23 protein-coding genes, 1 tRNA gene and 2 pseudogenes are annotated in these 21256 nt (G+C 55.7%); 7 read left to right on the top strand and 19 right to left on the bottom strand.

Annotation, left to right across the window (positions count from 1 at the left end):
• Window positions 1-115 precede the first annotated feature (115 nt).
• Together QIW53_RS00205 and QIW53_RS00200 are read left to right on the top strand one after the other, a co-directional pair.
• Window positions 116-1186 carry an acyltransferase family protein gene (locus QIW53_RS00205; RefSeq protein ID WP_371047701.1) on the top strand — a complete coding sequence of 357 codons (1071 nt, stop codon included), beginning with the start codon at window positions 116-118 and terminating at the stop codon, window positions 1184-1186.
• Complete coding sequence (locus QIW53_RS00200; protein ID WP_371047700.1) at window positions 1171-2301, top strand: SGNH/GDSL hydrolase family protein; 1131 nt, start codon at window positions 1171-1173, stop codon at window positions 2299-2301. Before QIW53_RS00205 ends, QIW53_RS00200 begins: the two co-directional genes overlap by 16 nt.
• A 156-nt stretch (window positions 2302-2457) precedes the next feature.
• Here QIW53_RS00200 and QIW53_RS00195 read toward each other — a convergent pair whose 3' ends face one another.
• The 3 genes and pseudogenes from QIW53_RS00195 to QIW53_RS00185 all read right to left on the bottom strand — a co-directional run bounded on the left by QIW53_RS00195 (window position 2458) and on the right by QIW53_RS00185 (window position 4888).
• Window positions 2458-3618 (bottom strand): acyltransferase family protein, encoded by a 1161-nt coding sequence (locus QIW53_RS00195; RefSeq protein ID WP_371047699.1) that lies wholly within the window; start codon window positions 3616-3618, stop codon window positions 2458-2460.
• Between the two features lie 189 nt (window positions 3619-3807).
• Window positions 3808-4350: a lysis protein gene (locus QIW53_RS00190; RefSeq protein WP_371047698.1), complete on the bottom strand. Its 543-nt coding sequence runs from the start codon at window positions 4348-4350 to the stop codon at window positions 3808-3810.
• A gap of 23 nt (window positions 4351-4373) precedes the next feature.
• Window positions 4374-4888 (bottom strand): annotated as a pseudogene (locus QIW53_RS00185) (glycoside hydrolase family 19 protein).
• 160 nt (window positions 4889-5048) lie between these two features.
• Here QIW53_RS00185 and QIW53_RS00180 point away from each other — a divergent pair.
• Entirely contained in the window at window positions 5049-6140 is a 1092-nt protein-coding gene (locus tag QIW53_RS00180; protein ID WP_371047697.1) for an acyltransferase family protein, read from the top strand.
• A 56-nt stretch (window positions 6141-6196) separates the two neighbouring features.
• On the opposite strand, the gene QIW53_RS00175 is transcribed toward QIW53_RS00180, so the two are convergent.
• Window positions 6197-6625: a phage tail assembly chaperone gene (locus QIW53_RS00175; RefSeq protein WP_371047696.1), complete on the bottom strand. Its 429-nt coding sequence runs from the start codon at window positions 6623-6625 to the stop codon at window positions 6197-6199.
• A gap of 336 nt (window positions 6626-6961) precedes the next feature.
• Between QIW53_RS00175 and QIW53_RS00170 the strand changes: the two are divergent.
• Window positions 6962-7873: pseudogene (locus tag QIW53_RS00170) on the top strand (tyrosine-type recombinase/integrase); the annotation flags it as partial.
• 79 nt (window positions 7874-7952) lie between these two features.
• Here QIW53_RS00170 and QIW53_RS00165 read toward each other — a convergent pair.
• The 9 genes from QIW53_RS00165 to thrS all read right to left on the bottom strand — a co-directional run bounded on the left by QIW53_RS00165 (window position 7953) and on the right by thrS (window position 15409).
• A tRNA-Pro gene (locus QIW53_RS00165) sits at window positions 7953-8029 on the bottom strand.
• A gap of 89 nt (window positions 8030-8118) precedes the next feature.
• The gene (locus QIW53_RS00160; RefSeq protein ID WP_003179985.1) at window positions 8119-8475 is read right to left on the bottom strand and encodes a MerR family transcriptional regulator; all 357 of its coding nucleotides are present in this window, start codon (window positions 8473-8475) and stop codon (window positions 8119-8121) included.
• Window positions 8456-8758, bottom strand: coding sequence for an integration host factor subunit alpha (gene ihfA, locus QIW53_RS00155; protein ID WP_002553164.1), 303 nt, complete (start codon window positions 8756-8758; stop codon window positions 8456-8458). Before ihfA ends, QIW53_RS00160 begins: the two co-directional genes overlap by 20 nt.
• Window positions 8759-8761: 3 nt before the next feature.
• A complete protein-coding gene (pheT, locus tag QIW53_RS00150) occupies window positions 8762-11143 on the bottom strand; it encodes a phenylalanine--tRNA ligase subunit beta (protein WP_371047695.1) in 2382 nt (793 codons plus the stop codon).
• A 26-nt stretch (window positions 11144-11169) separates the two neighbouring features.
• The gene (gene pheS, locus QIW53_RS00145) at window positions 11170-12186 is read right to left on the bottom strand and encodes a phenylalanine--tRNA ligase subunit alpha (protein ID WP_192301721.1); all 1017 of its coding nucleotides are present in this window, start codon (window positions 12184-12186) and stop codon (window positions 11170-11172) included.
• A gap of 109 nt (window positions 12187-12295) precedes the next feature.
• The gene (gene rplT / locus QIW53_RS00140; protein ID WP_007905879.1) at window positions 12296-12652 is read right to left on the bottom strand and encodes a 50S ribosomal protein L20; all 357 of its coding nucleotides are present in this window, start codon (window positions 12650-12652) and stop codon (window positions 12296-12298) included.
• A 28-nt stretch (window positions 12653-12680) separates the two neighbouring features.
• Window positions 12681-12875, bottom strand: coding sequence for a 50S ribosomal protein L35 (rpmI, locus tag QIW53_RS00135; RefSeq protein ID WP_002553160.1), 195 nt, complete (start codon window positions 12873-12875; stop codon window positions 12681-12683).
• 60 nt (window positions 12876-12935) lie between these two features.
• On the bottom strand, window positions 12936-13487 hold the full coding sequence (gene infC / locus QIW53_RS00130) for a translation initiation factor IF-3 (protein ID WP_170947229.1): 552 nt from the start codon (window positions 13485-13487) through the stop codon (window positions 12936-12938).
• Entirely contained in the window at window positions 13487-15409 is a 1923-nt protein-coding gene (thrS, locus tag QIW53_RS00125) for a threonine--tRNA ligase (protein WP_371047694.1), read from the bottom strand. The genes infC and thrS overlap by 1 nt, the downstream gene beginning before the upstream one ends.
• A gap of 374 nt (window positions 15410-15783) precedes the next feature.
• Between thrS and QIW53_RS00120 the strand changes: the two genes are divergently transcribed.
• Complete coding sequence (locus tag QIW53_RS00120; protein ID WP_371047693.1) at window positions 15784-16086, top strand: hypothetical protein; 303 nt, start codon at window positions 15784-15786, stop codon at window positions 16084-16086.
• A 292-nt stretch (window positions 16087-16378) separates the two neighbouring features.
• Window positions 16379-16591: a cold-shock protein gene (locus QIW53_RS00115; RefSeq protein WP_003179963.1), complete on the top strand. Its 213-nt coding sequence runs from the start codon at window positions 16379-16381 to the stop codon at window positions 16589-16591.
• Between the two features lie 72 nt (window positions 16592-16663).
• Here the strand turns inward: QIW53_RS00115 and QIW53_RS00110 are convergent, their stop codons facing one another.
• Both QIW53_RS00110 and QIW53_RS00105 read right to left on the bottom strand, forming a co-directional pair.
• A complete protein-coding gene (locus tag QIW53_RS00110; protein ID WP_371047692.1) occupies window positions 16664-16984 on the bottom strand; it encodes an I78 family peptidase inhibitor in 321 nt (106 codons plus the stop codon).
• A gap of 164 nt (window positions 16985-17148) precedes the next feature.
• Window positions 17149-17454: a hypothetical protein gene (locus QIW53_RS00105; protein WP_371047691.1), complete on the bottom strand. Its 306-nt coding sequence runs from the start codon at window positions 17452-17454 to the stop codon at window positions 17149-17151.
• A gap of 131 nt (window positions 17455-17585) precedes the next feature.
• On the opposite strand from QIW53_RS00105, the gene QIW53_RS00100 reads away from it, so the two are divergent.
• Entirely contained in the window at window positions 17586-17798 is a 213-nt protein-coding gene (locus QIW53_RS00100; protein ID WP_371047690.1) for a hypothetical protein, read from the top strand.
• Between the two features lie 32 nt (window positions 17799-17830).
• Here QIW53_RS00100 and QIW53_RS00095 read toward each other — a convergent pair whose 3' ends face one another.
• From QIW53_RS00095 to QIW53_RS00080, 4 genes are read right to left on the bottom strand one after another with little or no spacing between them, the layout of a single operon-like run.
• A complete protein-coding gene (locus QIW53_RS00095; RefSeq protein WP_371047689.1) occupies window positions 17831-18859 on the bottom strand; it encodes a nucleoside hydrolase in 1029 nt (342 codons plus the stop codon).
• A 37-nt stretch (window positions 18860-18896) separates the two neighbouring features.
• Complete coding sequence (gene rbsD, locus QIW53_RS00090; protein ID WP_371047688.1) at window positions 18897-19301, bottom strand: D-ribose pyranase; 405 nt, start codon at window positions 19299-19301, stop codon at window positions 18897-18899.
• A complete protein-coding gene (rbsK, locus tag QIW53_RS00085) occupies window positions 19298-20215 on the bottom strand; it encodes a ribokinase (protein WP_371047687.1) in 918 nt (305 codons plus the stop codon). Before rbsK ends, rbsD begins: the two co-directional genes overlap by 4 nt.
• Before the next feature lie 18 nt (window positions 20216-20233).
• The gene (locus QIW53_RS00080) at window positions 20234-21253 is read right to left on the bottom strand and encodes a LacI family DNA-binding transcriptional regulator (protein WP_371047686.1); all 1020 of its coding nucleotides are present in this window, start codon (window positions 21251-21253) and stop codon (window positions 20234-20236) included.
• Window positions 21254-21256 lie beyond the last annotated feature (3 nt).

Genomic DNA, 21256 nt, shown 5'->3' with positions numbered 1-21256 from the left:
TGCACCCTTGAGCCGAGCGCGGATTAACCGTCAGGCTGGACAGAATGATGGCGCACGGCGAATCTACCGTTTAAGCTCGCGACCCCCGCAAGTCAGCGGTCATTGAGTAGCAAGCATGATCAAGAGCATCCAATATCTGCGTTTTATCGCGGCCATCTTGGTCGTGTATGCCCACTCCAATCTCCAAATTTATGGTGTAACACCGCACACAACGGACCTTGGCGGTTTTGGCGTCGATATCTTTTTTGTAATCAGTGGCTTCATCATGCCATTCATTATTTTCGGCGGGCTGCATCAGCATGATGCTGCAAGCAAAATGTCGCCTAGGTCTTTTCTATGGCGGCGCATAACAAGAATATGGCCTATGTATGCGATCACCATCGCAAGCATCGTCGTATGTTCGTTGGTAGTTTCTTCCGGGTTTATTTCCAACCCGACAACAGATTTGAATTATTTTTTCAATATTTATCGAGCGGATCCAACCTGGATCATGCAAACATTATCTTTCACGCACTGGACTCGCCCACCACTACTCACAATCGGGTGGACACTGCAATTGGAATTCATATTCTATGTTTCCATCGCGGTTGTATTGCTATTCGGCGCAAAGACGTTTACGAGGATGGTGGTCGGTCTGTTCATTATTTTTGCAATCGCCACCTGCCTATCCGGAGTATCGAAAGCTGCATCCGTCGTAGCAAGCCCGATCATATTCGAGTTTTTTCTGGGCATTTTCCTTTACAAAATCACTTCCATGAATATTTTGCTCCCAACACGGACAGCGATCACAACTGCGCTCGCATGCGTCCCGTTGTTTTTCTTGATCGACGGCTTGGGTTTAGCGTCACCAGGCACATACCTGCGTCCAATAACTTGGGGTGTACCTGCTTTCCTGCTCGTCTGGTCGATGCTCAGCTTGGAAAAAAACCTCCCGAAATACAAACTGATGTTGTTGTTAGGTGACTCATCCTACAGTCTGTACCTCATCCACGGCATCCTCTCACCTTGGTTCGCTTATCTTTGGCTTTATTATGATTTGTTAAGCATGCCTGCTTGGTTTTATCTTGTGATTTACTTGATCTGCTGCCAGACAGCCGGAATTGCAGCACACCTGTATCTCGAAAAACCAATCAACACATTTATCCGCAACAGAAGCCAAGGGAGAAACACATGCGCTGCAGCTTGATTGTGGCATGGGCATTACTTGCCAACTCAGCATTTGGAGCCGTCGGCCCAGACGGCGCTCTGATCAACTCCGACTTTCAACAATGTCTAAACTTGGACTGTAGCCTTTACCCAACCTATAAGTTCCATTTAGGAGAAAAGACTCTTTCAGGTAGTACGGTGTATGGAGAGCCTTTTTATGTCGAAGTTGGAGCTCCAGCCTCCCACAAAACGATTTTCACTCCGAGCAAAATCAAATACGTGTTCAACCCGGTGAACGGTCAAGTATTTGAGCCCGGAGTTGACTATATTGGCACCGAGCAGGGCATCAAGCTAACCCCAAACACGCGCATGACGGGAGCACCGAGCGGATTTTCTTCAACAATGACAGAACAGGAGAAAACGCTTTACAAGGTCAGGGTTTCCAACGAGTTCCAGAAATATCAGTACGCAATCACGTACGATAAATCTGAAAAATTTGCTCCATTGGTCATTGGTACATTGGGAAAACTGAAGTCATCGGATAAGCGAGCGCCGATGAACATAACATTTTTTGGAGACTCCATCACTTACGGGGAATCGGCTACCGAGGGGGTCTCGGCTCCTTTTCAACCGGGCTACGCAGGGTTGGTGATGTCCTACCTAAATGCAATATCTCCAGGAACGTGGAACTATCGTAACAACTCCGTAGCCGGGTGGAATACTTTCAATGCCGCATCCGCCGCCAGTTATCGTGTTGCAGACAAGCCGAGCGACCTAGTTGTACTCGGCTTTGGCATGAATGACAGTAATTTTGTCACAACAAATGAGTACAAAGAAAATTTAGTGAAAGTCATTTCCATCATCCGCGAAAAACAGCCGAAAGTACCGATTCTTTTGGTGAGCGGTACGGTTGCCAACCCTGAGAGCACGATCCAGAACCATGATCTTTTAATGGGCTACCGAACTGCGCTAAAGGAAATTACACAACAATACCCTCTGGTCGCCGTCTCTGACGTGACGCAAACGTGGAATATGATGCTTGAAAATAAACGCTATCTGGATCTGACTGGAAATGGACTGAACCATCCTAACGACTTTGGTCACCGTGTTATAGCAGAAGCCGTGCTGTCCGCGATCTTGGGCCAAGGATACTAAACCGGGTGAATGCATGATTTTGCTCACCCCGGGCTATCGTCTGACCAACAAAACAGTGGCTCGGCCAGTAACCCAGTAAAAACCTTATGGCGGCATCGCTGGCAAACTTATCTTGAACGGCTGCGAGCCACTACTCCTGCCTGCCTCAGCCACGGCTTATCCCCCTACAACAGGGTCCGTCGAGGTAGGTGCTTGCTGCGCCTTGTAAATTCCACGCGCCCTCTCTTTTATAGAAAAGACCGATCTGATCACGCGCTGACAAGGCTTCTCGACCATCCTGTGCATGCCAATTGATGCCGCTATCAAGAGGGCGAGGAAAAAAGCCTGATTAACTACCCAGATAAATGAGGATGCACCGGGAGACTGCACATATGAGCTGGAAACGATCACCTGCAACAAATAAAGCGCGTAGGAAGCCTCACCGAGCATTACTATTTTCGGCATTGACAACACACTACTCGCAAACGTATGCCGAGCCACCGCCAAGCTGAAAATTAGAATCGTGAAGGGCAGTGCATACATCGCGTCAAAGCTATATGGAGTATACAGAAGACGACCAGAGGACATTAGAAGAATAATGACGACTATGGACGCATAGGTCAGAAAACTGCTTACACTCTTAGTCTTTTCATCAATCGTTAAAAAACGCCGATAGTAAATCGCCGCAGTAATACCCATGGAAAAATCGAGAAGCCGAGTGACTGGAAAACGATAAAGCCAGTGGTGTGCAGAGTCGGGATTAGTCCTGTGCAACAACCCCTGCCCTGATTGTGAAAAATAGTACGCAAGTGAAAACTGACATATCACCAACGCGATAAAAATTAAAATCAAACGAAAGCGAGACGACGACACTTTTAACCAGTGCAGCAATGGTAGTATAAGTGGGAACATCGCATAGAGGAATATTTCTACGCTTATCGACCAAGACTGGCTCACCAGACCAAAAGCAATCCAATACTCTGGATTCCACGCCTGAGTCGCAAGCACATAGGTGGTGATCGTTCCGTTAGCTCCTCGGCTAAAATAAACAAAAAAAACACAAAATATATAGACCGGATATATTCTCGCAAACCTGGATACAAAATAGTTGTAAGTACTCAAAAAAGAGAACTTACTCAAGGAATCTAGGTAGTTCAACGAGAGGATGAACCCTGATAGCAGAAAGAAAAATGTTACCCCTGCGTAACCCGATTCCTGAATAACAGTCAGCCGGTCATGTAACGGAGGCAACGGGAAGTGCGAAAAAAACACCATCATAGCCGCGATGAATCTCAGGCCGGTGAGCGATGGCACTGCCCCTGTATTGTAATTTTGCATGCTTAGCTCCCTTCGAGCGCCGAATCTACATCAAATGGCCATCAAAATCAGCCGTTTTTGGTCACCGAACACCCTCGCGCTCGTTACGAATCGGTTTCTGATGGGAGATAGGTGGAATGATGACGCCTCTAATAGCGACGGAAGTCTATCAGCGTCTCCGAGAACGCTTTGCTTGGCTGATGGAGGTTGTCACTTGGATGAGACCGTCTCCTTGACGAAATCGCGCAAAGCTCTCAGTAGGTCGTCGGCACTCTCGAGAGATCCGATAGTCCGGGCATACGCCAGGCACGCCTTCAGCGCAATCACTGCCCGGTCGCCTTCGTCGGTGATGGCGATAATTCGTTGAGCATGCGTTGGGTCAAGTTCGGCTCGTACTCCTGTATGAACCACGCCGCCGGCGCCGGTGTTGGCAGGCACTGAACAGCCACCGGCTGAACCCTGGGCGAGGATGACTGACAGCCGCAGATCAGAAATGGCAAGGCGATCGCGCAGGCGAGCCTGGTTTTTTTGAGCATTGGTCAGTTTCTCGAAGTGGGTTTGTTCGCTGACCGCTAGGTGCTGCTCGAGCGCGACCCGCTTGTCCTGTTCGGTCTTCTGCGTGGCGGCGCCGACCATGGCCAGCTGATTCAGGGTGTCGGTGTGGGAGCGGGCCTGCTCGGCGAGCTGCCGTCCGTAGCGCCAGTCCTGTACCTGCCAGGTGCCGCTGACGGCAAGCAGCAACAGCGCCGCCATACCGATCAATCGCCAAGAGGACGTCACGCCAGCACCGCCCGCGCCTTCTCCCACAACGCCAGTCGATCAGGGAGGCCATTCAGGCCGCCATTGATTCGCCTGGTGATCCGTTCGAAGTCGCCGGCATCGGCCATGGTGTTGAGGCCTTTCGTTCCCCAGAACCAGGCGGCAGACATGCACGCATACTGCGGCTGCTCCAGAAGCTCGGGTTGATTGACCAGGTCAACGCTCAATGCCTCGCCACATGCCGCGTAGTTCGCCCGGCCGGTGACTTGAATCAGGCCGCGCCCGCGCGGTACTTGAACCCGTCGCCCGGCTTGGTGTTGCCGAGATCCGCCCTGCCCTCGTATCTGGCTTGGGCCAGCGTCGGCCCCCAGATCTCACGCACATAGCGCAGTTGACCGGATTCATGGCCGATGTGCGCGATGAACGCGGCGACCCGCATGGCCCCGACGATCTGATAGCGCTGCATCGCCGTGTTGAGCACAGGAACAAAAACGCCGGCTTGGGTGCCGGCGTCGGGTAGGATTTGCAGCAACTGCTACGCAGTGATCGGCATGCTTTTCTCCAGGCAAAAAAAATCCCGCTCGAAGCGGGTCTTTATCTGATAGTTAATTGTTGCCACCAGGGCAGATGGCGCGACGGGAAACAAGCGTCTAAAATCGCGCCGAATTCCATCGTCTGTTGAGCAGGGAAGCATGATTAAAAACATTCAATACTTGAGGTTTGTGGCCGCGTTGCTGGTAGTTATTGCCCACGCAAACCTTCAAATATTCGGCGTTCCCGCTGGAATTACGAATATTGCAGGCGTTGGAGTGGACCTCTTTTTCGTGATTAGCGGCTTCATCATGCCCTTCATTTTATTTGGCGGGCTGTACAAACCTGGAAGTCTGGCAACAAATACTGCTTCCGCCTTTATGCTGAGACGACTGGCTCGGATCTGGCCGATGTATTTCCTCGCAACCGTAGCGTCGATGGTGTTATCTGGGATGGTCGCTTTCCGATTGTTCGGCGAGCCAAACATTGATCTGTCCTACGCTTTCAACTCGTCGCGACTGAGCCTCAAATGGCTATTCGAATCCATGACATTCACTCATTGGGCGCGTCCACCGCTGCTCGGCGTTGGCTGGTCACTGCAAGTTGAGTTTTTTTTCTATACAGCGATCGCATTTGGACTGTTCTTTGGCGCAAAGAAGCTTGAGTCATTGGAGTTCGGGGTGCTCGGATTCTTCTTCTTGTTAATGCTGCTCGCCTCCGTCACCACCACAAACAGCCTGATAGCACAGGACTTCAGTAATCCTCTTATCGTAGAATTCCTTTTTGGACTTTTCCTGTACAGGGCAGTCTCGAATGGAATACTGATGAAGAAGTCGCTGGCGATTTCGACGATCTTCCTATTCATACCGTTAGTTCTTTTGGTGACCCTGAACGACGTTATCCAGATCAGCATACCGAATCTCGATCGATCTATTCAGTGGGGTGTGCCAGCGCTATTACTGGTATGGGCAGCTATTAGCCTTGAAGGTACAGTAAAGGAAATAAAACTGATGAGCCTTCTGGGTGATGCGTCTTACAGCACATACTTAGTGCACGCTCTTGTCGGTCCTCTTTATATTTTCTACACAGTAAAATTCAACATTGCCACTACAATTGGACCTTATGTGTATCTAGCTGGAATGCTGCTGCTGTGTCACGCAGCTGGGATAGCAGCACATATATTTGTAGAAAAGCCGATAAACAACATCGTAAAGAATTTCACATTTATGAGAAAGACGCTAACAGCCTCGTAACATTTTCGCCGCATCCGCAGTAAGATCACCGAACGTCTTAAGACACTCTCCATTTGCTACATGGAGAGTTCGGCAATCCATTCCGGCGCAACTGGACGAAAATTTCTGTCGGGGAACTCTGAAGACTGCGGCCAATCGCGAAGAGCTTGGATGTACAGAAGAAGCTCCGTGAAATACTCTGCCGAAATTGTCGCTTGAGCTCCGATCTCTAATTGATCGCGGTGTCGATCACGAATCCATATCAAACTAGAAAGCTCTCCATCACGCCAGTGTCTTTCATCCCCCGCCAAGTCAGGTTCGGTCTGCGGAGCATCGACCAGATAAGGCAGCCCATGTTCATCATGAACTCTGATCTGGCCCGGCGTAGGATTGCAGATGACCGAAAGAAACAGTTCCTCGGACATTTCATCGGCATCCGAGGGAATTGAATTGTGAATGCCTGATGGATAAGTACATCCCGTAGCCTGACTATAGTAACGAATCATTATAACCTCAGTAGCCGACGGCGAAGATTTTTCGTAACACCCACCCAGTAATATGGGCGAATGTGCTGGATGTCATTAGTTGTCGTAACAGAATCAACCCTGCAGCTTCCGTATCCATTGCCGTTTGGGGATTGGCCAGTGCCAGCCATTGCGAACCAGCACGCATTAGGGAATGCCATCGGCCATGGATTAGTGATGGTTTCCGCAACGCCATGCGATACCTGTCCCGTTGATCCCGTGGATATCCATTGAATTACAATGCCGCCTAACCACGTTGGGAACACAATGCTTCCCGATCCCCCCCAACTAGCGGAAAACCCAAACCGAATCTTCTTTCAGCTTGACCCGTTCATCGGCGACATACCGGTGACCCACATTGATGACCAGGCCCTGGCCCCGTTTATCAAAGACAGGTTGGCGACCAAGAAGCTGGGGAACGGCAAAGTAAAGAAAGGCGCGAGCAACAGAACGGTGAATATCTCGATCGAGCGTGTGGTTCGGGTTTTGTTGTTGTGTGCCAGGAAGTGGCGAGATGATGAGCGTAGGCCGTGGCTGGATAGCGTGCCAATGCTCACAAAGCTGGAAGAGAAGAAGTCGAGCCGCAAGCCCTACCCGATGTCATGGCAGGAGCAGTCGATTCTTTTTGCTGAACTGCCGGCGCACCTGCAAACGATGGCCCTGTTCAAGGTGAACACCGGCACGCGAGAGCAGGAGGTCTGCAACTGAGATGGGATTGGGAGATTCCGGTGCCTGAGTTGGGCACGAGCGTATTCCTGATCCCGGCTGATTTTGGCGGGAGGCACGAAAGGTCCGGGGTTAAGAACGGTGATGAGCGATTGGTCGTGCTCAACAGCGTGGCAAAGTCGATCATCGATCAGCAGCGCGGACTGAGCAAGGAGTGGGTTTTCCCTTACAGCGGCACCGCAATGCATCGATTGAACGACTCGGCCTGGAAGAAGGCGCGGGTGAGAGCTGCGAAACTCTGGCAGGAGGAAAACCTTCGCCCTGCTCACCCTGGGTATGCATCTATCAGGATCCATGACCTTAAACACACGTTTGGCCGTCGGCTGCGTGCAGCAGGCGTTACCGAGGAAGACCCGCAAGGCTCTTCTGGGGCACAAGAACGGCAGCATCACCAGTCACTACTCGGGCGCTGAGCTCGGGCATCTGATTGAAGCTGCGAACATGGTATCAGCTACCGATTCGCGTGGACCGGTACTGACAATTCTGAAAAGGAAACAGGCGTGAAAAATCGGGGAGTCACGCAAAAGTCACGCACATGAAAAAGGCCAATGCTGCGAACATTGGCCTAAGTCATTGAATAATATGGTCGGGACGGAGTGATTCGAACACTCGACCCCTAGCACCCCATGCTAGTGCGCTACCGGACTGCGCTACGCCCCGACTAGGCGTGAAACTTGTTCCTCTTCTCAAGGAACGCTCAAGAATATATCGCAACCGTTTGAAAACTGGAAGTATTCATTCAAACGATTTTATTTCTTGAGGACAACCAGCACGTCTTCCAGCTCGGCAATCATCTGCCGAATCATCTGCTTGTACTGGGTGGTGTCATCTTTGGCCTCATCGCCGGAAAGACGCAAGCGCGCGCCGCCAATGGTGAAACCCTGATCATAAAGAAGCGCGCGGATCTGCCGGATCATCAGGACGTCCTGTCGCTGATAATACCGGCGGTTTCCGCGTCGTTTGACGGGGTTGAGTTGAGGAAACTCCTGCTCCCAATAGCGCAGCACGTGTGGTTTTACCGCACACAGCTCGCTGACTTCACCGATGGTGAAGTAGCGTTTGCCTGGGATGACGGGTAGCTCGTCGTTATGACTTGGTTCCAGCATAAGCCTCAACTCGGGCCTTCAACTTCTGCCCTGGACGAAAGGTGACCACACGGCGAGCCGTGATCGGGATTTCTTCACCCGTTTTCGGATTGCGGCCAGGCCGCTGGCGTTTGTCCCGAAGGTCGAAGTTGCCGAAACCGGACAACTTGACCTGTTCGTTGTCTTCTAGAGCGTGCCTGATTTCTTCGAAAAACAGTTCGACCAATTCCTTGGCTTCCCGCTTGTTCAGGCCCAGCTCTTCATACAGACGTTCCGCCATCTCAGCTTTCGTCAAAGCCCCCATACGTCACTTCCTTAACGTGGCGTTCAACCTTTGTTCGAGCGAGGTGAGGATGTTTTGCGTCGTGGTATTCACCTCATCGTCATTAAGAGTGCGCGATGGATGCTGCCAGGTCAAGCCAACTGCAAGGCTTTTTCTATGCGGATCAATACCTTTACCCTGATACACGTCAAATAGCCTGAGGTCTGTCAGCCATTCGCCTGCATTTTCACGGATTACATCGAGTACGGCACTGGCCGCAACGCCGATGTCAGCCAGCAGGGCCAGGTCACGACGCACTTCAGGAAAGCGCGACAACTCCTGGAATTTCGGCATTTTCCCCAGCGCCACTTCCGCCAGGACCAGCTCGAAAACGAAGACCGGACGATCAAGGCCCAGGGACTTGGACAATTCAGGGTGAATGGCACCCACAAACCCGACCAGGCGACCTTCGCGCTCGATACGTGCGGTCTGGCCCGGGTGCAATGCAGGGTGCTTGCCCGGCACGAACGTGAATGAATCCAGCGCACCGGCGAAGCCCAGTACCGCCTCCACGTCCGCCTTGACGTCGAAGAAATCCACGACATCGCGACCTTGTGCCCAGCCTTCCGGCAAGCGGCTGCCGCACACAACGCCCGCGAGCATCGGCTCCTGTTTCAGCCCGTCCAGCTGACCGACAAAGCGCAGGCCGCTCTCGAACAGACGGACACGGTCCTGCTGGCGATTCAGGTTGTGCTGGAGTGCCTTGACCAGACCCGGCCACAGGGACGAACGCATCGCTGCCATGTCGTTGGAAATCGGGTTGGCCAGCAACAGCGGCTCGACGCCCGGACTGAACAGCTCGAACTGCTTCGGATCGATGAAACTATAGGTGATCGCTTCCTGATAACCACGAGCCACCAGCAGGCGACGCAGCTCAGGCAGGTCGCTGCGCGCTTCGGCCTTGGCTTGTGGCGCCAGGCGGGCTTGCGGGTAACGTACCGGCAGACGGTTGTAGCCGTACAGACGCGCCAGCTCTTCGATCAGATCGACCTCAAGGCTGATGTCGAAGCGATGGCTTGGCACTTCCACGCGCCACTGCCCTGCCCCTTCAGCGCTGATGGTCAGACCCAGACCACTGAGCAGGCTCTCTACCTCGGCCGAATCCATTTCCATGCCCAGCATCTGGGTGATGCGTTGGGCGCGCAGGGTCACCGGTGCGATCGACGGCAGGTGCTGCTCGTTGACGGTTTCGATGATCGGACCCGCTTCGCCACCGGTGATGTCCAGCAGCAAGCCAGTGGCACGCTCCATGGCTTGAAGGGCCAGCTTCCAGTCCACGCCACGCTCGTAGCGGTGCGAGGCATCGGTGTGCAGGCCGTAGGAACGCGCCTTGCCGGCAACGGCAATCTGATCGAAAAACGCGCTTTCGAGGAAAATGTCGCGGGTGGTCGCGGTGTTGACACCGCTGTGCTCGCCACCCATGACGCCAGCGATGGCCAGGGCGCGGGTGTGGTCGGCAATCACCAGGGTATCGCTACGCAGGCTGACTTCCTGGCCGTCGAGCAATACCAGTTTCTCGCCTTCTTCTGCCATGCGCACGCGGATGCCGCCATTGATCTCGGCGAGATCGAACGCGTGCAGCGGTTGGCCCAGCTCGAGCATCACGTAGTTGGTGATGTCGACGGCAGCGTCGATGCTGCGCACGTCGGCACGACGCAGACGCTCCACCATCCACAGCGGCGTAGGCCTGGACAGGTCGACATTGCGGATCACGCGACCCAGGTAACGCGGGCAGGCGGCAGGCGCGAGCACCTCAACCGAGCGCACTTCGTCGTGCACGGCAGGAACGCTGGCGACCTCAGGGCGGGTGACCTGGGCACCGTACAGCGCGCCGACTTCACGGGCCAGACCGGCCAGGGACAGGCAGTCGCCGCGGTTCGGGGTCAGGTCGACCTCGATGCTCGCGTCGTCCAGGTTCAGGTATTCACGAATGTCCTGGCCCACCGGTGCGTCGACCGGCAGCTCCATCAGGCCATCGTTACCTTCACCGACCTGCAGCTCGGCCTGGGAGCACAGCATGCCGTTGGACTCGACGCCCCGCAGCTTGGCTTTCTTGATCTTGAAGTCGCCTGGCAGCTCGGCACCGATCATGGCGAACGGGATCTTCAGGCCCGGGCGCACATTCGGCGCACCGCAGACAACCTGGAAGGTTTCCGAGCCATTGCTGACCTGGCACACACGCAACTTGTCGGCGTCCGGGTGTTGCTCGGTGCTCAGCACTTCGCCCACTACCACACCACTGAATTCGCCGGCGGCCGGTGTAACGCTATCGACCTCAAGACCGGCCATCGACAGACGAGCAACCAGCTCGTCGCGACTTACCTGCGGGCTTACCCAGCCGCGCAGCCATTGTTCACTGAATTTCATCCTGCTCTCCTAAGAATTCGTTACGACTAGCGAAATTGCGCGAGGAACCGCAAGTCGTTGTCGAAGAACAGACGCAAGTCGTTCACGCCGTAACGCAGCATCGCCAGACGCTCCACGCCCATGCCGAAGGCAAAGCCGGAGAACTCTTCCGGGTCGATGCCGGACATGCGCAGCACGTTCGGGTGGACCATGCCGCAGCCCATCACTTCCAGCCAGCCGGTCTGCTTGCAGACACGGCAGCCTTTACCGCTGCACATCACGCATTCCATGTCGACTTCGGCCGAAGGCTCGGTGAACGGGAAATACGAAGGACGGAAACGCACGGCCAGTTCTTTTTCGAAGAACACGCGCAGGAATTCTTCAATCGTGCCTTTCAGGTCAGCGAAGTTGATATCGCGATCGACCAACAGGCCTTCGACCTGGTGAAACATCGGCGAGTGGGTGATATCGGAGTCGCTGCGATACACACGACCTGGGCAGACGATGCGGATCGGTGGTTGTTTCGATTCCATGGTGCGGACCTGTACCGGGGAGGTATGGGTGCGCAGCAACATGTTGGCATTGAAATAGAAGGTGTCATGCATCGACCGGGCCGGGTGGTGGCCTGGGATGTTGAGTGCTTCGAAGTTGTGATAATCGTCTTCGACCTCAGGGCCTTCGGCGATGCCGTAGCCAATGTGGGTGAAGAACTGCTCGATACGTTCCAGAGTGCGGGTCACCGGATGCAGGCCACCCGAGGTCTGGCCGCGGCCAGGCAGGGTCACGTCAATGGACTCGGCGGCCAGTTTGGCGGCCAGGTCGGCCTCTTCAAACAGCGCCTTGCGGGCATTGAGAACCTCTGTAACACGCTCCTTGGCAACGTTGATCAGGGCGCCGACTTGCGGGCGTTCCTCTGGCGGCAGATTCCCCAGGGTCTTCATCACCTGAGTCAATTCACCTTTCTTGCCAAGGTAGTGAACCCGGATTTGCTCCAGGGCATTGATGTCTTCAGCGCTTTGCACAGCCTCTAGTGCTTGAGAGACGAGCGCATCCAGGTTTTCCATGTACAGACTCCAGATACAAAATAGGGGAAGAGCTTGAAGGCTCTTCCCCTATTTATGACGTTTAACACCTGACCCCACAGAGGTGGGGCCGGGTGACTGTCGGGGGTACTTAAGCCAAGGTGGCTTTAGCTTTCTCGACAATCGCAGCAAACGCCGCTTTTTCGTTCACTGCCAGATCAGCCAGAACCTTACGGTCGATCTCGATGGACGCTTTTTTCAGGCCGGCGATGAAACGGCTGTAGGACAGACCGTTGATACGAGCACCAGCGTTGATACGAGCGATCCACAGAGCGCGGAACTGACGTTTTTTCTGACGACGGTCACGGTAGGCGTATTGGCCTGCCTTGATTACCGCTTGCTTGGCAACACGGAATACGCGGGAGCGAGCGCCGTAGTAACCTTTAGCAAGTTTCAGAATTTTTTTGTGACGCTTACGGGCAATGACGCCACGCTTTACACGAGCCATGAGTTATTCCTCTATATCTTGACTAAAATTAACGAAGGCGCAGCATGCGCTCGACTTTTGCCACGTCAGACGGATGCAGCAAGCTGCTACCGCGCAGTTGACGCTTACGCTTGGTCGACATTTTGGTCAGGATGTGGCTCTTGAAAGCGTGCTTGTGCTTGATACCGTTAGCAGTTTTCAGAAACCGCTTAGCAGCACCACTTTTGGTTTTCATCTTTGGCATGTTCGGATACTCCGCATTCAGTTGATAAACATAATCAGAAGGCCTGCCGTGCCCTGTTGATTACTTCTTCTTTTTCGGGGCGATGACCATGATCAGCTGGCGTCCTTCCATCTTAGGATGCTGTTCGACCGAACCGTATTCGAGCAGGTCAGCTTCAACCCGCTTGAGCAGTTCCATCCCCAGCTCCTGGTGGGCCATCTCACGGCCGCGGAATCGCAAGGATACCTTGGCCCTGTCCCCGTCACTCAGGAAACGTACCAGGTTGCGTAGTTTTACCTGGTAATCCCCTTCCTCCGTCCCTGGACGAAACTTGATTTCTTTAACCTGAATCTGCTTCTGGTTTTTCTTGGCCGCGGCAACCTGCTTCTTCTTCTCGAAGATCGATTTGCCGTAGTCCATCAGTTTGCAAACAGGGGGTACTGCATCGGCGGAAATCTCCACCAGATCCAGCTTGGCCTCTTCAGCCTTAAGAAGCGCGTCTTCAATTGACACAATCCCAAGCTGTTCACCTTCAGCTCCAATTAACCGAACCTCGCGTGCCGAGATATTCTCGTTGATCGGGGCCTTCGGTGCAGCTCGTTTATCTTGTCTCATTTCACGCTTAATAATAATTACTCCGAATCTGGGCGACCACGCCGGGAAACCGCTTGAGCGAGAAACTCGGCGAACTGGGCGACGGGCATAGAGCCCAGGTCAGCACCTTCACGAGTACGCACAGCGACAGTTTGCGTTTCGACTTCCTTATCCCCGATAACCAGAAGGTAAGGAACCTTGAGCAACGTATGCTCGCGGATTTTAAAGCCGATCTTTTCATTTCTCAAGTCAGACTTGGCACGAAACCCGCTTTCGTTGAGAGTTTTTTCCACCTGACTGACGAAATCTGCCTGTTTATCAGTGATGTTCATCACCACAGCCTGGGTCGGCGCAAGCCACGCGGGGAATGCACCCTCGTAGTGCTCGATCAGGATTCCGACGAAACGCTCGAACGACCCAAGGATCGCCCGGTGCAGCATCACAGGATGCTTGCGGCTGTTGTCTTCGGAGACGAATTCGGCGCCCAATCGGACTGGCAGGTTGAAATCGAGCTGCAGGGTACCACACTGCCAGACGCGACCGAGGCAATCTTTCAGCGAGAATTCGATCTTCGGTCCGTAGAACGCCCCCTCACCCGGCTGCAGATCGTACGGCAGGCCCGCACTGTCGAGGGCTGCGGCCAAAGCGGCTTCAGCGCGATCCCACAGTTCGTCGGAACCGACGCGTTTTTCCGGACGAGTGGACAGCTTCATCTCGATGTCCTTGAAGCCGAAGTCGGCGTAGACATCCATGGTCAGCTTGATGAACGCGGCGGACTCGGCCTGCATCTGCTCTTCGGTGCAGAAGATGTGGGCGTCGTCCTGAGTGAACGCACGCACCCGCATGATGCCGTGCAAGGCACCCGATGGCTCGTTGCGGTGGCAGGCACCGAACTCGGCCAGGCGCATCGGCAATTCGCGGTAGCTCTTCAGGCCCTGGTTGAACACCTGCACGTGGCAAGGGCAGTTCATCGGCTTGATGGCGTAGTCGCGGCTTTCCGACTCGGTGGTGAACATGTTGTCGGCGTAGTTGGCCCAGTGCCCGGACTTTTCCCACAGGCTGCGATCAACGACCTGCGGGGTCTTGATCTCCAGGTAACCGTTTTCGCGCTGAACCTTGCGCATGTACTGCTCGAGTACCTGGTATAGGGTCCAGCCGTTCGGGTGCCAGAACACCATGCCCGGCGCTTCTTCCTGGGTGTGGAACAGGCCCAGGCGCTTGCCGATCTTGCGGTGATCGCGTTTTTCAGCTTCTTCGATGCGCTGGATGTACGCAGCCAGCTGCTTCTTGTCAGCCCAGGCCGTGCCATAAACGCGCTGCAGTTGCTCGTTCTTGGCATCGCCACGCCAGTAGGCGCCGGACAGCTTGGTAAGCTTGAAGGATTTCAGGAAGCGCGTGTTCGGCACGTGAGGGCCGCGGCACATGTCGACGTATTCTTCGTGATAATACAGGCCCATGGCCTGCTCGTTCGGCATGTCCTCGACCAGACGCAGCTTGTAGTCTTCGCCGCGGGCCTTGAACACCTCGATCACTTCGGCGCGCGGAGTGACTTTCTTGATCACGTCGTAATCTTTCTCGATCAGCTGCTGCATGCGCTGTTCGATGGCGGCCATGTCGTCCGGCGTGAAAGGACGTTCGAAGGCGATGTCGTAATAGAAGCCTTCGTCGATGACCGGACCGATCACCATTTTGGCAGTCGGGTACAGCTGCTTGACCGCATGGCCAACCAGGTGCGCGCAAGAGTGGCGAATGATCTCCAGCCCCTCTTCATCCTTTGGCGTGATGATTTGCAGCGTGGCATCGCTGTCGATGAGATCGCTGGCGTCGACCAGCTTGCCATTGACCTTGCCGGCCAGGGTGGCCTTGGCCAGGCCTGCACCGATGGATGCGGCGACCTCGGCAACGGAAACCGGGTGATCGAATGAACGTTGACTGCCGTCGGGAAGAGTAATAGTTGGCATGGCGCCTCCTCTCCTAGTGGTGACCCCTACCAAAGGTCACGTGGGTTGGGATGAGCCAGTACAAGATCCAGTCCAGGCCATTCAATGACGAACGCCTGCCTTACAGCGGCAGGAGCCTTGCGGCCAACCGGAAAACCGAACCAGAGTGACTGGGATTCAAATCAGGTTTATTCGGGCCTCTGCCGAGTCCGGGACCGCAGGTCAACCGGAGCTTGCAAACACCCGAAGCGGAGCATGCTAGCACAGATGAACGGTCACGGCGGCGTCGGGGTTTTACATAAGGGCAAATCGGCCATTTTGTGCCAGAGTGCTGAACTTGAACCCCGTTTTACCCCTCAGATAACAAGACATTGACCCACAAGGAGCATCTCAGCATGCGTCTGAATCGTTTATTCGCCGTAGCCGCCCCCATTGCCCTGCTGCTGCCGCTGACTGCCCACGCCGACTGGCCGAAAGGCGAGCGTGACAAATACATGGCTCAGTGCACCCAGGCAGCGACTCAGCAGATCGGTGCCGCTGCGGCCAAGGCCCACTGCGCCTGCGGCGCCGACGCCATCAAATCGTATCCCGCGAGCGATATCCAAGCTCTGATGGATGGCACCGCCAGTAAAGAGGCGAAAGAGGCTGCATTGGCGAAAATCGCGGCCTGCAAAGCCGATAACAAGCCTAAAAAGTAACGCCGAATCCGGGCGGCACTGACCTCGACAAGGGGTCGAAAGCCTGTAAAAAGCGACTTTTCACACAAATTACGCAGGTTTTACAGCTTTTTTTATCGTCTTTACTTTCGCCTGAGAGCCTTTTAAATCGGGGCTTTCAGGCTCATTGAGCAACAAAGCGAGCGTGACTACGGGGCAAACAGCACGTCCGGGGGGCTCCCAAATCGAACATTTCGACTATGATACCCGGGTGTGCCCAGTTGGCCTGAGCAGCACAGTACTACTGAAAATATATGTTTCTTGGAGATACACCATGTCTAATCGCCAAACCGGCACCGTTAAATGGTTCAACGATGAAAAAGGCTTCGGCTTCATCACTCCTCAAGGTGGCGGTGACGACCTGTTCGTACACTTCAAAGCTATCGAAAGCGACGGTTTCAAAAGCCTGAAAGAAGGCCAAACCGTTTCCTTCGTGGCTGAGAAAGGCCAAAAGGGTATGCAAGCTGCACAGGTTCGCCCAGAGTAATTTCCCGGCGCACTAAAAAAACCCCGTCCATGTGACGGGGTTTTTTATGGGTGATGCAAAAACCTGTCGCTGTCAGCCGCAGTTGACCCGGTTGACCACCAGTTGGTCATCGGTACTCAGGTTCAGCCGGTCGGAGCGATACTCCAGGGTCACCATGTCGTTGGGCTTGAGGATTCGGGCGCTTTGCGCACCGGCGCGAACGCGTGCCTGTTCGAGCAGCTCGGGCGAAGCCTTTTTACCAAGGGTGAACTCGGCAGCTTTTGCTTCGCAGCGACTGTGGCCGGAATCAGCCGACGCAACAGGATCTGTGGCCGAGTCGGTGGACGTATTGCTGCAACCCGCCAGCAGGCTGGCAGCCAGCAATGTACCCAATGACGCGAGCTTCCAAGGCATGGAGCCTCCTTTTTTCCAGTAGTTAAGACTAGATCGTGCGACCGCCAATATGACGTTTGGTTTCACAAAGCGGTAATAGCATCTTGCCCACGACCGTGGCAGGCGAGTTTGCCTGACCCTACTCGCTCGTCCATCGCACAATCGTGACTGAATATGAACAGCGCTCAATAGACGTCGATGTAGTCATAGGGCGGCTTGGGCCAATTGGCTTTCAGCGCATTGAAAATCTGCATGACCCAGACCTCATCACTGGCTGCAACCCGCCCCACGTAGCCCGAGCCCTTGGCCCAGGTCTCCAGGCGAAACAGCAGGCCTTCGATATCGGTGCCACCCACGACACCCGACGAGATATAGGCAATACCGCCCTGGGTCACCCGCAATTGGGTGTGCTCATCGTCGCTGGCACTGGCCAGCAGTTGGCGCACTGCCTCCAGGGTCAGACCGTCAGGAGCATTCAAATCGATCCGCACAGCACGCTCCTTGCAAAATCGTCAAAGACCCAGTGTCGCATAGCCCTGCCCTCATGCCTAAGTCGGAGTGTCAAACGGGCGGCAAAATGATTAACTCATACGCGGACTCCACCCTATTCACGAGCGCCATCATGACCACCGTAAGCATAGACGCCGACATCAAGGCCAAGTGGCCCCAGGGCCATAGTTCCTATAGCCCGGGCAGCCCGGAAGAATTGGCAATCATTGGCATCGATCTGCTGGTCAAGGAACTGGGCACCGAGGCCGCGCAATCCTTCATTGCCCAGGTATTCGAAAAATACCCGACCGACTACCAGGGCGCTGAGACCAACGAAAGGGAGTGAACCCCGCAGGCCGGCGCCTGCGGGGGTGATGCTTACTTCAGACGAGCCAGGCGCTGAGTCAGCAGGTCGAAGAAGCCCTGCGCGTCCCCGCTTTCAATCCAGACGGCATTCTTCGGCGCTTTCAGGCCGTCATACCAGTCGACAATGGTTTGACCGAAGGTCGGACCTTCGCGGCTGTCAATCACCACATTGACCGAGCGACCGCTGAACAGCTCAGGCTTGAGCAGGTAGGCGATGACGGTGGCGTCATGCACCGGACCGCCGGGTATGCCGTAGTGCTCCATATCGGCCTTGATGTATTCATTGAGGATATCGCCCACCAACTTGCCGGCATTGTTGTTCAAGGCAGCGATCTGCTTCAGACGCCCCTCACTGGTCAGGACCTTGTGCGTGACGTCCAGCGGCAGGTAAGTCAGCTTGACGCCGCTCTTGAGCACCACTTCTGCAGCCTGTGGATCGGCGAACAGGTTGAATTCGGCCACCGGGGTGATATTGCCACCGTTGAAGTGCGCCCCGCCCATGATCACCACTTCCTTGATGCCTTCAACGACCTCCGGCGCCTGAATCAGCGCCAGGGCCAGGTTGGTCTGCGGCCCGAGCATGGCGATGGTGATGCTATGGGGCTTGGCGGTTTTCAAGGTATCGATCAGGTAATCGACCGCATTGCCCTCGGCCAGCCCCTTCTTCGGCTCATATACCGTGACGCCCGCCATGCCTTCCTTGCCGTGAATGTTGTCGGCATAGATGGGTGTGCGCATCAGCGGCCTCGGCGCTCCCGCATACACAGGCACGTCTTCGCGCCCTGCCCACTCCCGCGCCAGCCGCGCGTTACGCGAGGTCTTGTCCAGCCGGACGTTGCCCGCCACGGTGGTCAGCGCACGTACATTCAGTTCCTGCGGTGATGCCAGGGCAAACAGCAGGGCCACCACGTCGTCGGCCCCTGGGTCGGTGTCGATGATCAGGTCGATCCTTTCGGCCGCCTGGGCACTTGTTGCGCTGATCAGGGACAAAAGCAGCAGACTCCGCAGTAGACGAGGTAATTTCTGAGCATAGCGGTACATGGCGCACTCCTTGTGCAGGGGGAAACAGTGATTCGACTCAAAAGGTGACCCCGGCCGCCAGCACGATGTTGCAGTACGGCTGACATTCGCCGGTACGCACGATCGCCCTCGCCTGACGGCTCAAGACCTTGAATTGTTCATGGCTGAGCAACTCGCGCTGACCCAGTGCACCTTCGGCATGCAGTTTTTCCAATGCGGCCAGCGCTGGCGGTTGCCTGTCCAGGATCTCGGTGGCCAGGACGTGGCGCTCGACCTGCATTTCGCTGAGGACGACGCTCAACGTGCCGATGAAATCCGGAACGCCCTGGGTCAGGGCCAGGTCGATCAGTTCGACACCCGGCGGCACCGGCAGGCCCGCATCGCCAATCACGACGAGGTCGCCATGTCCCAGGGAAGCAATCAGTCGCGACAACGCGACATTGAGCAAAGGTGTCTTCTTCATGGTGCTTTAAAGGCCTGTACTTCGGATAAGTCGGGAATCGAAGGTTGCGCGCCAGCACGGGTCACCGACAGCGCAGCCGCAATCTGGCCGAACGCTATGGCCTGGCTTTCACTTTGACCGGAGGCCAGTGCGGCGGCGAAACCGCCGACAAAGGTATCGCCCGCCGCCGTGGTATCGACGGCCTTCACCTTTGGCGCGGCAAAATGCTCGAAGCCTTGGCCATTGGCTAACAACACACCCTGTGCGCCGAGTGTGATGATGACCTTGCCCGCGCCCATCTCGATCAACCGGGCTGCTGCGGTTTCAGCAGTCGCCAGCGAGTCCACCGGCAGCCCGGTCAGGGCCGAGGCTTCGCTTTCGTTGGGAATCAGGTAGTCGATGGCGGCATACCAGTCTGCCGGCAGCGGGCGACTGGCAGGTGCCGGATTGAGAATCACCGTCTTGCCCAACTCGCGGCCGCGCTTGAGCGCATGACCGACCGTGGCGTCCGGCACTTCCAACTGACAGATGATCACATCCGCCGCCTGTAGCACCGCATCGAATCGGTCGATCAAGGCAGGCGTCAGCGCGCCATTGGCGCCGGCAACGATCACGATCGCGTTCTGGCTGTTGTCGTCGACCACGATCAACGCGACCCCGCTGGCGCCTTCGACGGTGCTGACCGCCTGGCAATCGATGTGGTCGTCGTGAAGCGCATTGCGCATCGCTTCGCCATACGCGTCGCTGCCCACGCAACCGACCATCGATACCTGCGCGCCCAACCGCGCCGCCGCCACCGCCTGATTGGCACCCTTGCCGCCGTGGACCGTGGTGAAGGACTCACCGATCAACGTCTCGCCGCCACGGGGCAAACGCGAAGCACGGGTCACCAGGTCCATGTTCAGGCTACCTATCACCACTACTTTTGCTGGCATACATCACTACTCGCTGTTTCAACGCAATTGTGCGAAAAGACCCGCCAGAGGCGCCGTCGATTCCCGCAGGACAATACTGGGTGTCACGATCCGCTGGTCGATCGCCGTGTCGGGCTTGGCAATCCTGCGCAACAGCACGCCGGCGGCCATTTCCCCCAACTGCAGGATCGATTGCCCCACCGTGGTCAGCGCCGGGTAGACGTAACGGCTCATCTGGATATCGTCGAAACCGATCACCGACAGCTCGGCCGGCACACGAATGTTGCGCTCGGCGGCGGCTCGCAGGACCCCGAAGCCGATCATGTCGTTACCGGCAAAAATCGCGCTGGGCGGGTTCTTTTCCAGCAGGGTCGCGGCGGCTGCATAACCGCCGGTGCTGGTGAAATCGCTTTCCAGCACCCGCTCGCCGGCCACTTCGACGCCCGCCTCCTGCAAGGCACGGCGATAACCTGCCAGGCGCATCTGGGCCACACTGGTGCCTGCCGGCCCGCCGATCGTGGCGATGTCCCGGTGACCCAGTTCCAGCAGGTGTCGGGTCGCCAGGTAAGCGCCATATTCATGGTCGATGCGCACCAGGTCGGTATCCACGCCTTGCAGCCCACGGTCGACGATGACCATCGGCGTGCGCACCCCAGCCAGGCCCTCTGCCAGTCCGGCGTCACCACCGGCGGACGCCACGATCAATCCATCGATGCGCTTTTCCAGCAGCACGCGCAAGTAACTGCGCTGCTTGTCCGGATTGTCATCGGAGTTGCAGAGAATCACGCAATAACCATTGCGCTCGCAGTAATCCTCGATGCCACGGGCCAATTCGGCGAAGTACGGGTTGAGGCTGTTGGGGACCAGCAGGCCGATGGTGGCCGTGGTCTTGGCCTTCAACGAACGGGCCACCGCACTGGGCACGTAGTCGAGGCTCTTGATCGCCGCCTCGACCTTGATCCGCACTTCTTCGCTGACCGGACGGGTCTTGTTCACCACATGGGACACCGTGGTGTAGGAAATTCCCGCGAGCGCCGCCACATCTTTAATGGTTGCCATGAC

Source organism: Pseudomonas fluorescens (genome assembly GCF_041354075.1).
In the GTDB taxonomy this organism is placed as follows: domain Bacteria; phylum Pseudomonadota; class Gammaproteobacteria; order Pseudomonadales; family Pseudomonadaceae; genus Aquipseudomonas; species Aquipseudomonas fluorescens_CE.
This window is presented reverse-complemented; position numbering and strand designations above follow the sequence as displayed.